Genomic DNA, 14,450 nt, shown 5'->3' with positions numbered 1-14,450 from the left:
CGATGCCCCCGACCCCTCCCCGGATCGGCCTCGTCGGCGCCGGCGGCATCGCCCACGCGCACATGCCCGGCCTGCTCCGCCTCGGCCCGGTCGTCGTGTACGCGCAGGACGGTGCGCAAGATCTGGCCGCCGCGTTCGCGCCGGCAGCATCCGCCGCGGGGTCGTCGATCACCGTCGTCGACTCGCTCGACGACCTGTTCGCGGAAGTCGACGTCGTGGACGTGGTGACGCCGACCTCCGCCCACGCCAAAGTCGTGCGGGCCGCACTCGCCGCCGGCAAGGACGTCGTGTCGGAGAAGCCCCTCGCCCGGACCGACGCCGATGCCGCGGACCTGGTGGCCCGTGCGCGGGACGCCGGCCGACAGCTCTTCCCGGCCCACGTGGTGCGCTTCTTCCCCGCGTACGTGCGCCTGCACGACGCCGTCACCACGGGCCTCCTGGGCGACCTGGCGGTCCTGCGGTTCGTGCGCTCCGGGGCCTTCCCGATCCGCACCGCGTGGTTCGCCGACCGGGCACTGTCCGGCGGCATCGTGATGGACCAGATGATCCACGACCTCGACATCGCGCGGTGGGTCGCCGGGCCGGTCAGCACGGTGTCGGCTGTCGGCGTCCGTGCCGGCACCGAGGCCGAGCCGGTGGAGGCCGCACACGTCCTGCTCACGCACGAGTCCGGGGCGATCAGCCACGTCGCCGGGATCTGGGGACCGCAGCACCTCGCGTTCTCGACCGAGTACTCGGTGACGGGCACGCGCGGCAGCCTGGCGCACCGGTCGCTCGACGAACAGGACTACGTCGCCGACCTCGCGGTGCCCGACGCCGCGGACGGCTTCCTGCCCGAGGTCGACCCCGCCGACGACCCGTACGGGCTCGAGCTGGCCGAGTTCCTCGGGGCGTTCGCCGGCGGTGCCGCTCCGCGGGTGACGGCGGCGGACGGCGCCGAGGCGGTCCGGATCGCGAACGCGGCACTCGAGTCGATGGACACCGGGCAGCCGGTGTCCCTGACGACGGGAGCTCGCGCGTGACCGCTCTGAAGATCGCCGTGATGTCGTTCGCCCACACCCATGCGATCGGCTACCTCACCGCCCTCACCGCGATGCCGGGGGTCGAGGTCCGCGGTGCCGATCCGGGCGGCGTCAGCACCGGCGAGACCGTCATCGAGCTCCGCGGCCGCGACCTGGCCGACCAGCTCGGGGTCGACTACGCGGAGACGTACGACGAGCTGCTCGCCTGGGGCCCGGACGCCGTCGTCGTCACGAGCGAGAACGCCCGGCACCGCGAACTCGTCGAGGCCGCGGCCGCCGCCGGTGCGCACGTCCTGTGCGAGAAGCCGCTCGCGACCACGTGGGAGGACGGCCTCGCGATCCGCGACGCCGTCGAGGCGGCGGGGGTCATGCTCATGGTGGCGTTCCCGGTGCGGTTCACCTCGGCGTTCGACAAGCTCCGCGCGGCGCACGACTCCGGGGCGCTCGGGCAGCTGTTCTCGATCCGCGGCGCGAACAACGGCATGCTCCCCCTGACCCGGTCGTGGTTCACCGAGCCGGAGCTGTCCGGCGGCGGCGCGATCGTCGACCACGTCGTGCACATCGCGGACCTGCTCGAGGGCCTGATGGGGTCGGCACCCGTCACCGTGACCGCGGTGGCGAACCGCACGCTGCACGCGGCCCGGGCACAGGCGGAGACCGCCGGACTCGTCACGATCACGTACGCGAACGGCGTCGTCGCCGCGATCGACTGCTCGTGGAGCAAGCCGGACACCTCGGCGGTGTGGGGTGGACTGACGCTCGACGTCGCCGGGACGGGCGGCACGGTGTCGCTCGACTTCTTCGGGGCGGCTGCTCGCGGGATCGTCGCGGAGACCGGGCTGCCGATCGAGTCCCGTTACGGCGCCGACCCCGATGCCGCGATGCTCCGGACGTTCGTCGACGCCGTCCGGGCGGGCGTGCAGCCGCAGCCGGACGTGCACGTCGGGCTGCGGACCCTGTCGATCGTGCTCGCGGCGCAGGAGTCGGTGGTGTCGGGCCGCACCGTGCCGGTACCCGCCGAGTAGCGACACGACACGCGGGAATGGCCCGCGACCGGCACTGCTTGACGAACCCATGACCTCGTCAGCAGAGCGCCGCGGGTGGCTCGGTGTCACGTCCGTCGCACTCGGATCCTTCGTCCTCGTGCTCTCCGAGTTCCTGCCGATCGGACTCCTGCCCGCCATCGCCGCCGACCTCGACGTCGGGATCGGCACGGCCGGGCTCATGGTCGTCGCCACCGGGCTGGTCGGTGCCGTCGCGGCGCCGGTCGTCACGGTCCTGACCTCGCGCGTGGACCGCCGTGTCGTGCTCGTCTCGTTGACCGTGCTGCTCGTGGTGGCGGACGGGCTCGCGGCGATCGCGCCCTCGTTCGGTGTCCTGCTCGTGGCCCGGATGCTCCTGGGCGTCGGCATCGGCGGGTTCTGGGCGATCGGCGCCGGCATCGCCGGTCGACTGGTGCGGCCGGCCGCCACGATCCGGGCGACCTCGCTCATCACCGCCGGCGTCTCGGTCGCGACGGTCGTGAGCCTGCCGCTCGGCACCCTCGTCTCGTCGCTCGCCACCTGGCGGCTCGCGTTCGTCATCGGCGGCGTGCTCGGTCTGGTCGCGCTCGTCCTGCAGCTCGCGATGCTGCCGCGCATCCCCGCGCAGCAGCAGGTCCGGTTCGCGACGCTCGGCTCGCTGCTCCGCGTCCCCCGTGCCCGTGTCGGTCTGATCGCCGCCGCGTTCCTGTTCGCCGCACAGTTCGCCGCTTACACGTACATCGCGCCGTACCTGCAGGACCTGGTCGGGGTCGGCCCGGACACCGTCACGCTCGCGCTGCTGGTGTTCGGCGTCGCGGGGATCGTCGGGAACTTCGCCGCCGGCTTCACCCTGGGGCGGAGCGTGCTCGGGACGATCAGCGTGTCCAAGATCGCCCTCGCGGTCGCCGTGGTCCTGCTCCCCCTGCTCGCGCACTCCGTCGTCGGGGTGTTCGTGCTGCTCGTGGTGTGGGGGCTGGTCTGGGGCGCGTTGCCGCTCGGCATGCAGACGTGGATGTCCACCGCCTCGCCCGCCGGGTCCGAGACCGGGCTCGCGCTGTTCGTCACGACCATCCAGCTCGCGATCGCCGCGGGATCGGTGCTCGGCGGCGCAGCGGTGTCGTCGTTCGGCCTCGCCGCGGACTTCTGGTTGTCCGGAGGGGTCGCCGTCGTGGGCGCGATCGTGCTCGTCTCCCTCGGGCTGCGCCGCTCGAGCGCGGCGCCGGTCGCCGACGAGGCTCCGGCACCCGTGCCGGTGACGACCTCGACGGGTTCCGTCGCCGTCGCCTGCCCCTGACCGCCATCCGCGCCGTCAGGGCGCGGGGAGGGTGACCACGGCGTCGGCTGCGGCGATCGCCACCGGATCGTGTGCGGCGTGCACGACCACCACGCCGTCGGCAGCCTCGGCGGCGAGCGCCGCCACCACGAGCGCCGCGGACGCCGCGTCGACGCCGGCCGTCGGTTCGTCGACGAGCAGCACCCGCGCCCGCTGCGCCAGCCCGAGTGCCACGAGCGTGCGCTGCCGCTGGCCGCCGGACAACGCGTCGAGCGGGCGGTCGGCCAGGTCCGCGATCGCCATCCGCTCGAGCTGCGCGTCGACGACGACGCGGTCGTCGCGTCCGAGCGGACGCCACCAGGCCCGGTGACGCCACCGCCCCATCGCGACGGTCGCGCGGACCGTGAGCGGGAGCGTGGTCGGCGGGACGGACTGGCTCACGTGGGCGACGCCGTCGGACGGGAGGCCCGTGATGCGCCCGGCGGTCGGCCGCAGCACGCCAGCCACCACGTCGAGCAGCGTCGACTTGCCGGATCCGTTGGGTCCGGTCAGCGCGGTGACCCGGCCGGCCGGGAAGGCCGCGTCGAGGCCGTCGAGGACGGTCCGCTCCCCGCGCAGGGCGGTCACCCGCTCGAGGCGGACGGCTGGTCGCGTGTCGACTGCTGGCACCTGAACACGCTATCAGTATCGATAGTCGTTTTCATGTAGCGTCTCGGATCGTGATCTGGCTGACCGACCCCTTCACCGTCGACTTCATGGTGCGCGCCCTGACCGGCGGCGCCCTGGCCGCGGTCCTGTGCGCCGTCGTCGGGACGTGGGTGCTCGTGCGCGGGATGGCGTTCCTGGGCGAGGCCCTGTCGCACGGCATGCTGCCCGGCGTCGCGATCGCAGCGCTCACCGGAGTCCCCGCAGTGCTCGGCGCCGCCGTGAGCGCCGGGGTGATGGTGTTCGGCGTCGGGGCGCTGCGACGGCGCGGTGGCCTGTCCTACGACACCTCGATCGGGCTGCTCTTCGTGGGCATGCTCGCGCTCGGGGTCATCATCGTGTCGGCATCGCGGTCCTTCGCCACCGACGTCACCGCGATCCTGTTCGGCGACGTGCTGGCCGTCACCCGCGCCGACCTCGGCGGCCTGGCGATCGCGGTCGCCGTCGCCCTGCTCGTCGCCGCCGTGTTCCACCGACCGTTCACGGCACTGGCCTTCGACGTCCGCAAGGCCGCGACGCTCGGCCTGCACCCCCGCCTCGCCGAGGTGGTCCTCATCGGACTGGTCACACTCGCCGTCGTCGCCTCGTACCGTGCCGTCGGCACCCTGCTGGTCGTCGGGCTGCTGCTCGCGCCCGCCGCCGCGGCCCGCGCCTGGACGAAGCACGTGGCCTCGACGATGCTCCTCGGCGCGGTGCTCGGTGTCGTCGCCGTCCTGGTCGGCCTGCTCGTCTCGTGGCACGCCGGCACCGCCGCCGGCGCCAGCATCGCGGCCGTCGCCGTCGCCGGGGTCGCCCTGTCCCACGGGCTGGCAGCCATCGCACGCAGCACCGCGCGCGCGACCACCAGGCCCGTCGAACACCCCGTCCGAGCACCAGCACGAGAGGCACCATGAACCACGACCCGACCACCGACCGCCCACGCACACGACTCCCGCGACTCCTGGGAGCCCTGGGCCTGACGACCGGCCTCGCGCTGACGGCCACTGCGTGCTCCACCGCGTCGACACCGCCGGCCGACGACGCCAGCGCGACCACGGCCCCGCACGGCTGGGTGGCGGGCGCGACCGAGTCCCAGGAACCCCAGCTGGGCCTCCTGGCCGTCTCCGCGACCGGCGAGACAGCGTTGCACGACCTGCTCACCGGCGAGACCACCGACCTGGACCGCGTCGGCGCAGCCGAGCACTCCGCGACCGACGGTCGGTTCCTGGTGACGAGCGAAGGCGACCGCACCACGGTCGTCGACGGGGGCTCCTGGACCGTCGACCACGGCGACCACACGCACTACTACGCCGCCGAGCCGCGCGTCGTCGGGACGCTCGAGGGCGGCGGTCCGGTCCAGGTGCACTCGTCGGAGACGATGACCACGATCGCCTGGCCGGAGCGCGGCGAGGCGGTGGTGCTCGACCGCGCAGCACTCGGGCAGGGCGAGCTCGACGAGACCGCACGACTCGACGCGACCGTGCTGCTGCCGCTCGGCGAGCACCTGGTGGCTGCCGAGGGCGACACCGTCCGCGTCCTCGATGCCGACGGAGAGCAGACCGGGTCGACCGGGTCGACCGGGTCGACCAGCGCCGGACAGGCCTGCACCGACCCCGCTGGTGGGATCGTCACCCGCGCCGGCGCCGTGGTGGGCTGCGCCGACGGAGCGGTCGTCGTCGACGATGCCGGTGCGACCTCGTTCGTCGCACTGCCGGACGACGCCGAGCGTCCGACCGCCTTCGCCGCACGGGCCGGCCGCCCCACGGTCGCCGGACTCGCGGGCGACACCGGCTTCTGGTTGCTCGACGTCCGACAGGGCTCCTGGCAGCACGTGCCGACCGAACGGCCGCTGCGTGCGGTGGTCGCCGTCGACGACCAGGACGAGCACGTGGTCGGGGTCGACGACGCCGGTCGGGTGGTCGTGGTGACCGCCTCGACCGGGAAGGTCGCGACGACTGATCCCCTGGTCGACGGCGACCGGGCACCGCTGCTGCAGCTCGACGCGCAGCGCGCCTACGTGGCCGACCCCACGGCCGCCGTCGTGCACGAGATCGACTTCGCGGACGGCGCCCGCGTGGCCCGGACCATCAAGCTCCCGTTGGCGCCCGTCGCGTTCGCCGAGGTGGGACTGTGAGCGGAACCACGCCGGTCGGGCGCACCGCGCGGGCGGTGGCAGCGGCCCTCGTCGTCACAGCCGTCGCCGTCACGACGTCCGGCTGCACCGCCGCCGGGTCGGACCGTCCACTCGTCGCCGTGACGACGAACATCCTGGGCGACGTGGTGACCGAGGCCGTCGGCGACGACGTCGACGTCATGGTGCTCATGCCCCCTGGCGGCGATCCGCACTCGTTCGAGGTGTCCGCGCAGCAGGCGGCGCGACTCCGGAGCGCAGACCTGGTGGTCGAGAACGGCCTCGGGCTCGAGGAAGGGGTGGCCCACCACGTCCGCGCCGCGGCCGACGACGGCGTGGCCGTCTTCACCGCCGGTGACGCGATCAACGCCCTGGAGTGGACCACCGACGACGACAGCGGCCCGGACCCGCACTTCTGGACGGACCCCGCGCGCATGGTCGACGTGGTCGAGGCCCTCGACGACGAGCTGGACGCCGTCGGCATCGACGCTCCCGGCACCGAGGCCTACACCGACCGGCTCGATGCCCTCGACGACGACATGACCGCCGCGTTCGACACCATCCCCGCCGATCGCAGGGCCCTGGTGACGAACCACCACGTGTTCGGCTACCTCGCCGACCGCTACGGATTCCGGGTGGTGGGTGCCGTGATCCCGAGCGGCACGACCCTGGCGTCCCCGAGCGCCGCCGACCTGCGTGACCTGGCGGACGCGATCGAGCAGGCGGGCGTCCCGACGATCTTCGCCGACGCCTCGCAACCCGCTCGCCTTGCCGAGGTCCTGGCGGACGAGGTCGACGTGCAGGTGTCGATCCGCTCGCTGGCGACCGAGTCCCTGACCGAGGACGGCGCCGCGTCGACGACCTACCTCGGGATGATGCGCTCGAACACCGACTCGATCGTTGACGGCCTGACGGCTCCGATTTCTAGATGAGAATGAGAATCAGTACAGTGTTGTCCATGACCAGAAACAAGACCCTTCGCGCCGCAGCACTGCCGGCCGCGCTGCTCGGCACCGTTGCCCTGGCCCTGACCGGGTGCGCCACGAACGCCGCCGACGCCGAGAGCACCTCGACCCCGAAGGCGGACAGCACCCGCATCACGTTGACCTACGACGGCGGTCTGCTCGTGCTCGACCAGGACCTGCAGGTCGTGGCCGACGACGCCGTCGACGGCTTCACCCGCGTGAACCCCGCCGGCGACGGCCGCCACGTGCTCGTCACGGTGCTTGAGGGCTTCCGAGTGCTCGACACCGCAGCGGACCCGGCCCTCACCGACGCGGTCTTCCCGGCCGACACCGGTGGGCACGCCGTCGTGCACGGCGACCGCACCGCCCTGTTCGCCGACGGAACCGGCGACGTGACGACCTTCGACAACACCGACCTCGACGGCGACGCCCTGCCCGACGCCCGGACCACCGAATCCGAGGCGGCGCACCACGGCGTCGCGATCGAGCTCGAGGACGGCACGCTCCTGACCACCATCGGCACCGAGGAGAGCCGGAGTGGCGTCCGAGCCCTGGACGCCGACGGCGAGGAACTCACCCGCTCCGAATCGTGCCCGGACGTGCACGGCGAAGGTGCGGTCCAGGACGAGGTCGCGGTCTTCGGCTGCACCGACGGCGCCCTCGTCTACGCCGACGGCGCGTTCGAGAAGCTCGACGCCCCGACCGAGTACGGCCGCACCGGCAACCTGTTCACCACGGACACGTCGTCGGTCGCAGTCGGTGACTACAACGACGACCCGGACAGCGAGGGCTACCTGCTCGACCAGATCGCCCTGATCGACGCGGCCTCGGGGAAGTACACCGTCGCGGACCTGCCCGACGGCGTCGGCTTCACGTTCCGCGACCTGGCGCGCGGCCCCGACGACGAAGCGGTGGTCCTCGGTGACGACGGCGCCCTGCACACCTTCGACGAGACCAACGGCGCCCCGCTCGACTCGTTCCCCGTGATCGACGCGTGGGAGGGTCCGGCCGAGTGGCAGGACGCCCACCCCGCCGTGAAGGTCGCCGGCGACATCGCCTACGTCACCGACCCCGCCGAGCGGAAGGTCCACGCCGTCGACCTGACCACCGGCAAGATCGTCGCCTCCAGCGACGCACTGCCGGGCGTGCCCAACGAGATCGCGGTCGCGTAACGCTCTCGACGGGACCGTATGACGGACGGGAGGCCCGTGGCGACATCGCCACGGGCCTCCCGTCCGTCCTGGGGTCGCGTCAGCCCTGCGGCGGCGCGTAGAACTGCAGGTCGTTGCCCTCGCTGTCCTTGAACGGGACGATCTTGCCCCACGGGTGCTCACTGATCTCGCCCTGCACGTCCGCACCACGCTCGCGGATGCTGGCCAACTCGTCCTCGATCGAACCGTCCGGCTGGAACGTGATGACGGCTCCCCCGCCGCTCGACGGACTCGCCGACTCACGGCCGTTCAGCCCGATCATCAGGCCGTTCGCGTCGATCTCGCTCCAGTCGTCGGACTCGTCCGTGACCGTCAGTCCGAGGGTGTCGCGGTAGAACGCGACCGCCCGCTGCATGTCGGTGACCGGGACCCATACCGCTGCGACTCCGCTTGCCATGGTGCTGCCTTCCGTCGGTGTTGCCGTACGGCGGAGCGTAGGCAGCACGCGATGCGCACCGACTCAGCGGTCCCTCGCGCGTTCGGAAATCGGATGGCGCCTGCAATCCGACTGCGCATCGGCCTCGAATGCACTGTGCGTCACATCCGCGACGCGTACGAGAAGAGAGGTCCCACCATGACCAGCAACGCAGCAACCGCTCGCAACCGCACCGGCTCGACGTGGACCCAGAAGGGTGCGCTCCTCTTCGGGGTCGTCTTCCTGATCGTCGGCATCGCCGGCTTCATCCCCGGACTCACGATGGACATGGGCTCGATGTCGATGGCCGGTCACGGCTCCATGGCCCTGCTCCTGGGCCTGTTCCAGGTGTCGGTCCTGCACAACATCGTGCACCTGCTCTTCGGCATCGTCGGACTCATCGCAGCCCGTTCGGCGTCGGGCGCGCGCCTCTACCTGGTCGTCGGCGGCATCGTCTACGCGGTCCTGTTCGTCTACGGTCTGTTCACGGCCGGCATGGCGGACCCCGCGAACTTCGTCCCCCTGAACAGCGCGGACAACGTCCTGCACGCGTTCCTCGCCGTCGCGATGATCGTCCTCGGCTTCGTGCTGCCGCGCATCGGCGTGCGCACGCGCTGACAGTCGTCCGTCGTCTGACGCGTTCGCGCCCCCTGGCGGGCATCGCGCCCATGTGAGTCGGGGCGCGATGCCCGTTCCGGGGCGCGGTACGCGGCGGCGGCGCTCCACACGTCCACCAACCCGCGGCGTACTGTCCGACGCATGCCCGCTCTCACCGACACGTTCACCCTGTCCAACGGCCTGCACATCCCGAAGATCGGCTTCGGCACCTGGCAGATCCCGTCCGGCGACGACGCCTACGACGCCACGAAGACCGCCCTGGACGCCGGCTACCGCCACATCGACACCGCCCTGGCCTACGGCAACGAGGCCAGCGTCGGCCAGGCCATCCGTGACAGCGCCGTCCCCCGCGACGAGGTCTTCGTCACGACGAAGCTGCCCGCCGAGATCAAGACCGCCGACGGCGCCCGTGAGGCCTTCGAGACCTCGAGCCGCAACCTCGACGTCGGCGTCATCGACCTGTACCTCGTGCACGCACCGTGGCCCTGGGACGCCATCGGCTCCGACCACCGCGACGGCAACGTCGAGGTGTGGAAGGTGCTGGAAGAGGTCTACGACGCCGGGAGGACCCGCTCGATCGGTGTCTCGAACTTCGCCGTCGCCGACCTCGAGGACCTGCTCGGCCGCACCGACGTCGTCCCGCACGCCAACCAGATCCGCTGGTTCATCGGCAACACCCAGGACGAGACCACCGCGTTCGACCGCGAGCACGACATCCTGACCGAGGGCTACTCGCCGCTCGCCACCGGCGGCCTGCTCGAGAACGAGCAGATCGCCGAGATCGCGGCGAAGTACGACAAGTCCGTCGCTCAGGTCGCGATCCGCTACCTGCTCGAGAAGGACGTCCTGCCGCTGCCGAAGTCCACGACCCCGTCGCGCATCGCCGCGAACGCCGACGTCGACTTCGTGCTGTCAGCCGACGACGTGGCCGCGCTCGACGCGCTCGAGGACACCACGAACTGACGCGATCCGACATCCGGCGACACGGGAACACCGCAGCCCCGTTGCCGGTTGCACCACACGGTGCCGCAGCCAGCGGCACGACGACCTCAGGAGGCCACCATGACCACCACCGAAACCGCCATCCTCGCCGGCGGCTGCTTCTGGGGAGCGCAGCAGCTCCTCCGCCGCCGTCCCGGCATCATCAGCACCCGCGTCGGCTACTCGGGCGGCGACACCCCGAACGCGACGTACCGCAACCACGGTGACCACGCCGAGGCGGTCGAGATCGTCTTCGACCCGTCGGAGATCTCGTACCGCGACCTGCTCGAGTTCTTCTTCCAGATCCACGACCCGTCGACGAGGGACCGCCAGGGCAACGACGTCGGCCGCGCCTACCGTTCGGCGATCTTCTTCACCTCGCCCGAGCAGGAGCAGGTCGCGCGCGACACCATCGCGGATGTCGACGCGTCGGGCATCTGGCCCGGCAAGGTCGTCACCGAGGTCGAGCCCGCTGGTGACTTCTGGCAGGCCGAAGAGGAGCACCAGGACTACCTCGAGAAGTACCCCGCCGGGTACACGTGCCACTTCGTGCGTCCGGGTTGGAAGCTCCCGCACCGCGACGAGGCGACCGCGGCGGTCTAGGGGCAACCCACCAAGCGACGGGAGGTGGGCCCCACCCGCCGGTACCGGCGCACCGCGCCAGCGGGGCGACGGCCGTGACGGGAGGGACGGTGCCAGCTGGCACCGCGCCTCCCGTCTGCTCTTGGGTCACGCCCACTGCATCCGGCGCACGTCAGCCGCGTGGCACCAGTGCGTCGATCGCCGCGAGCTCCTCGTCGGTGAGCGGGGCGCCCGCGAGCGAGTCGAGCGTGCCGTCCAGCTGACGGACGCTCGACGCCCCGACCAGCGCCGACGTGACGGCCGGCTGCCGGAGCACCCACGTGATCGCGAGCTGCGCGAGCGTCTGCCCGCGGGCCGCAGCGATGTCGTTGAGCGCCCGCGCGGTGGTCAGGTACTCGTCGTCGATGCGGTCCGCGCCGAACCAGCGGCCCTCGGCTGCACGTGACCCCACCGGAACCGATCCGTCCAGGTACCGGTCCGTCAGGAGCCCACCGGCCAGCGGCGAGAACACGATCGCACCGGTGCCGAGACGCGTGAGCTCGTCGAAGAGCCCGTCCTCGGGGACCCGGTCGAACATGTTGTAGCGCGGCTGGTGGATGAGCAGGTGCATGTTCTCGGCGGCGAGCGCCTCGGCTGCCGCAGCGGTCTGCGCCGGGTCGTAGTTCGAGATGCCCGCGTAGAGCGCCTTGCCCGAACGGACCGCGGTCACGAGCGCGCTGACCGTCTCCTCGATCGGGGTCTCGGGGTCCGGACGGTGCGAGTAGAACACGTCGACGTAGTCGAGCCCGAGGCGCCCGAGCGACTGGTCGAGCGACGCGAGCATGTACTTGCGGGAGCCCCGGTCACCGTACGGGCCCGGCCACATGTCGTAGCCGGCCTTCGTCGACACCACGATCTCGTCACGGTACGGACGCAGGTCCGACTCGAGGATGCGGCCGAACTGCTCCTCGGCCGACCCGGGAGGCGGACCGTAGTTGTTCGCCAGGTCGAAGTGGGTGATCCCGCGGTCGAAGGCGTGCAGCACGATGTCGCGCTGCGTGGCGAGTGCACGGTCGGCGCCGAAGTTGTTCCACAGGCCGAGGGAGATGCGCGGCAGCATGAGGCCACTCCTTCCCACGCGCTGGTACGGGAGCTGCTCGTAGCGGTCGGCGGCAGGCAGGTGGACGTCAGGCATCGTTGCTCGATCCGGGGTCGGGGACAGGCCATCGAGAACGCTACCGCTTCGGGTCACGCAGCCGCTTGGTCACCTGAGGGACACGTCCGGTTGGGCAGTTGTCGGGTCACACAGGACAGGATGGGACCAGCCGACCGATCGGCGGGCAGAGGAGACACCGTGGACACAGCGCCGTACTCGCAACCACTCCGGGAGTACATCGAGCAGCTCCGGACCGAGGGCTACAGCGTCGCCGACGGGCACACCGCCGACCCGGACCTCATCGACCCGCACGGCAACCCCGTCCTGACGTGGCGCGACGACTACCCGTACGACGAGCGGCTGCCGCGCGAGGAGTACGAGTACGCGAAGTACCAGCTGCAGATCGAGCTCCTGAAGTGCCAGTACTGGCTCGAGGACACCGGCCAGAAGGTCGTCGTGCTGTTCGAGGGGCGTGACGCCGCGGGGAAGGGCGGCACCATCAAGCGGTTCACGGAGCACCTGAACCCCCGCACCTCGCGCGTGGTGGCGCTCAGCAAGCCGAGCGAACGGGAACGCGGTGAGTGGTACTTCCAGCGCTACGTGCAGCACCTGCCGTCGGCCGGCGAGATGGTCCTGTTCGACCGCTCCTGGTACAACCGCGCCGGCGTCGAGCGGGTCATGGGGTTCTGCGACGACGCCGAGTACGAGTCGTTCATGACCCAGGTGCCGCAGTTCGAGCGGATGCTCGTCGACTCCGGCATCCACCTGACGAAGTTCTGGTTCTCGGTCACCCGCCGCGAGCAGCGCACCCGGTTCGCGATGCGGCAGCTCGACCCGGTTCGCCGGTGGAAGCTGTCCGACATCGACCTGCTGTCCCTCGACCGCTGGGAGGACTACACCGAGGCGAAGATGGCGATGTTCACGCGCACCGACAAGCGGTACGCGCCGTGGACCATCGTGCGGTCGAACGACAAGAAGCGCGCCAGACTCAACGCGATGCGGTACTTCCTGACGCAGTTCGACTACCCGGACAAGGCGGTCGACGTGATCGGCAAGCCGGACCCGCTGATCGTGCGGCGCGGCAAGCGGGACGTCGACATCGAGTGAGCGGACCGTCAGGAGTCGGCACTCGGGCGTAGGGGTTCCGTCAGGGCGCCTTTCCCCTTGCCCGTCCGCGCGGGAACGTGTCCGGTGTGACACTGACAGCGATCATGCCGACGCTCCGCGCGTCCCTGCCGGATCCGATGGACCCGGTCCTGTGGCCGGCCCACACCGTGGCGACCACCGACGACCTGGTGGTCGCCGCGATCTCGATGGTCCGGCTCGCCGACCTGACCGGCACCCCGAGCGTGCACACCGCGGAGCAGTCGCCGCCGCGATACCGCCCGCGCGGCTGGACCCCTCGTGACGTGAGCGTCGCGGTCGCGTCGGTCACCCGTGTCCGACGGCCGCGCACCGGGGTGGTGCTCCTGGAACTGGACGCGGTCCTGCCGACCTGCGCCGTGCTCGACCAGGTGCGTCTGATCGGACGCCGGAGCACCGCTCCCCTCGCCACGATGTACGTCGTGTCCCGATGTGACGGCCAGGCCGACGGTCCGTTCCACCGCCTCCCGGCTCCGCTGCCGGCCGACGTCCGCGATGGCGACCTCGTCTGCTTCCCCTGCCTGACGACCGTCCGGCACCGGGACGTCGTCCCCGTCCGCGCCGAGCTCCTGCCGGTGGAACGGTGACCACGGCGACGTCGGTCCGCGACCGCCTGATCGACGGGCCGCACCTGTGGGGCCGGTACACGATCCGGCCGGTGGGACGCACGATGTGGACCTCGCGGACACTCGTCGTGTTCCCACCCGGGACGAACACGAGCGAACGCCTGCTGCTCCGGGCATGGCACGTCTGGCCCGCGGTCGGGGCGTTCACCGCGCTCGTGGTCGTGGTCCTGGCGGTCTCGGTGCCGGCGGCGGGCATGCCCGTCGGACTCGCGCTGTACGCCGCGGGGTTCGTCGTCCTCCGCCGGGCGACCCGGCGGCTCCGTCCGCGGGTGCGATCGGTCACCGTGACCACGTTCCTGGGCAACGGTCGGCCGGAGGTGCACGGCGACGAGCGGCTCCTCGCCGGGTCGCTCGACGCGCTCTCGATCCTGGAGCGGGCCGTGCGGGCGCATCGGCTCGCGCCCGTCGACTTCGAGCTCGTCTGGGCGGATGTGTGGGCCGCACTGCCGGAGCAACCACCGCGGGCAGGGTGACCCATCCCGAGCACGGTGCCCCGCTGGCTCGGACCCGCAGGCTCAGCGCCGCCACGCCGCCCACTCGGGGTCGTGCCCGGGCCAGACCTCGACGCCGGGCTCGGCGGCCAGGTCCGCCAGCCGGTCGATCGAACGCTGCGCCTCGAGCTCGTCCCCGGCCCTCCCCACC

Annotated in this window: 16 protein-coding genes; 13 read left to right on the top strand and 3 right to left on the bottom strand. The window is 71.8% G+C overall.

Annotated elements, in window-relative coordinates; translation table 11 throughout:
- From GVL05_RS18565 to GVL05_RS18555, 3 genes are all read left to right on the top strand, one after another.
- The coding region (locus tag GVL05_RS18565) for a Gfo/Idh/MocA family protein (protein ID WP_159574098.1) at positions 1–1,022 on the top strand (1,022 nt) is incomplete at its 5' end.
- On the top strand, positions 1,019–2,047 hold the full coding sequence (locus GVL05_RS18560; protein WP_235036060.1) for a Gfo/Idh/MocA family protein: 1,029 nt from the start codon (positions 1,019–1,021) through the stop codon (positions 2,045–2,047). The genes GVL05_RS18565 and GVL05_RS18560, both read left to right, overlap by 4 nt.
- Positions 2,048–2,096: 49 nt before the next feature.
- On the top strand, positions 2,097–3,338 hold the full coding sequence (locus GVL05_RS18555; protein WP_159574097.1) for an MFS transporter: 1,242 nt from the start codon (positions 2,097–2,099) through the stop codon (positions 3,336–3,338).
- 15 nt (positions 3,339–3,353) lie between these two features.
- On the opposite strand, the gene aztA is transcribed toward GVL05_RS18555, so the two are convergent.
- Entirely contained in the window at positions 3,354–3,986 is a 633-nt protein-coding gene (gene aztA, locus GVL05_RS18550; RefSeq protein WP_235036059.1) for a zinc ABC transporter ATP-binding protein AztA, read from the bottom strand.
- Positions 3,987–4,036: 50 nt separating this feature from the next.
- Here aztA and aztB point away from each other — a divergent pair, with 50 nt between their 5' ends.
- From aztB to GVL05_RS18530, 4 genes are read left to right on the top strand one after another with little or no spacing between them, the layout of a single operon-like run.
- A complete protein-coding gene (aztB, locus tag GVL05_RS18545) occupies positions 4,037–4,915 on the top strand; it encodes a zinc ABC transporter permease AztB (protein WP_159574096.1) in 879 nt (292 codons plus the stop codon).
- Positions 4,912–6,135 (top strand): YncE family protein, encoded by a 1,224-nt coding sequence (locus GVL05_RS18540; protein WP_159574095.1) that lies wholly within the window; start codon positions 4,912–4,914, stop codon positions 6,133–6,135. The genes aztB and GVL05_RS18540 overlap by 4 nt, the downstream gene beginning before the upstream one ends.
- A 35-nt stretch (positions 6,136–6,170) precedes the next feature.
- Positions 6,171–7,064 carry a metal ABC transporter substrate-binding protein gene (locus GVL05_RS18535; RefSeq protein ID WP_159574099.1) on the top strand — a complete coding sequence of 298 codons (894 nt, stop codon included), beginning with the start codon at positions 6,171–6,173 and terminating at the stop codon, positions 7,062–7,064.
- Between the two features lie 26 nt (positions 7,065–7,090).
- Positions 7,091–8,269, top strand: coding sequence for a hypothetical protein (locus GVL05_RS18530; protein ID WP_159574094.1), 1,179 nt, complete (start codon positions 7,091–7,093; stop codon positions 8,267–8,269).
- Between the two features lie 79 nt (positions 8,270–8,348).
- On the opposite strand, the gene GVL05_RS18525 is transcribed toward GVL05_RS18530, so the two are convergent.
- On the bottom strand, positions 8,349–8,705 hold the full coding sequence (locus tag GVL05_RS18525) for a VOC family protein (RefSeq protein ID WP_123294566.1): 357 nt from the start codon (positions 8,703–8,705) through the stop codon (positions 8,349–8,351).
- Between the two features lie 177 nt (positions 8,706–8,882).
- On the opposite strand from GVL05_RS18525, the gene GVL05_RS18520 reads away from it, so the two are divergent.
- From GVL05_RS18520 to msrA, 3 genes are all read left to right on the top strand, one after another.
- The gene (locus GVL05_RS18520; RefSeq protein ID WP_159574093.1) at positions 8,883–9,341 is read left to right on the top strand and encodes a DUF4383 domain-containing protein; all 459 of its coding nucleotides are present in this window, start codon (positions 8,883–8,885) and stop codon (positions 9,339–9,341) included.
- 141 nt (positions 9,342–9,482) lie between these two features.
- Positions 9,483–10,304 carry an aldo/keto reductase gene (locus GVL05_RS18515; RefSeq protein WP_159574092.1) on the top strand — a complete coding sequence of 274 codons (822 nt, stop codon included), beginning with the start codon at positions 9,483–9,485 and terminating at the stop codon, positions 10,302–10,304.
- 99 nt (positions 10,305–10,403) lie between these two features.
- Positions 10,404–10,925: a peptide-methionine (S)-S-oxide reductase MsrA gene (msrA, locus tag GVL05_RS18510; RefSeq protein ID WP_159574091.1), complete on the top strand. Its 522-nt coding sequence runs from the start codon at positions 10,404–10,406 to the stop codon at positions 10,923–10,925.
- 151 nt (positions 10,926–11,076) lie between these two features.
- On the opposite strand, the gene GVL05_RS18505 is transcribed toward msrA, so the two are convergent.
- Positions 11,077–12,078 carry an aldo/keto reductase gene (locus GVL05_RS18505; protein ID WP_131844884.1) on the bottom strand — a complete coding sequence of 334 codons (1,002 nt, stop codon included), beginning with the start codon at positions 12,076–12,078 and terminating at the stop codon, positions 11,077–11,079.
- 159 nt (positions 12,079–12,237) lie between these two features.
- Here GVL05_RS18505 and ppk2 point away from each other — a divergent pair, with 159 nt between their 5' ends.
- The 3 genes from ppk2 to GVL05_RS18490 all read left to right on the top strand — a co-directional run bounded on the left by ppk2 (position 12,238) and on the right by GVL05_RS18490 (position 14,281).
- Positions 12,238–13,146, top strand: a complete 909-nt coding sequence (gene ppk2, locus GVL05_RS18500) for a polyphosphate kinase 2 (protein WP_123339522.1) — start codon at positions 12,238–12,240, stop codon at positions 13,144–13,146.
- A gap of 86 nt (positions 13,147–13,232) precedes the next feature.
- Positions 13,233–13,769: a hypothetical protein gene (locus GVL05_RS18495; protein ID WP_123294562.1), complete on the top strand. Its 537-nt coding sequence runs from the start codon at positions 13,233–13,235 to the stop codon at positions 13,767–13,769.
- Positions 13,766–14,281, top strand: a complete 516-nt coding sequence (locus tag GVL05_RS18490) for a DUF6611 family protein (RefSeq protein ID WP_159574089.1) — start codon at positions 13,766–13,768, stop codon at positions 14,279–14,281. Before GVL05_RS18495 ends, GVL05_RS18490 begins: the two co-directional genes overlap by 4 nt.
- Positions 14,282–14,450 lie beyond the last annotated feature (169 nt).

The organism is Curtobacterium sp. 18060, assembly GCF_902706105.1.
In the GTDB taxonomy this organism is placed as follows: domain Bacteria; phylum Actinomycetota; class Actinomycetes; order Actinomycetales; family Microbacteriaceae; genus Curtobacterium.
This window is presented reverse-complemented; position numbering and strand designations above follow the sequence as displayed.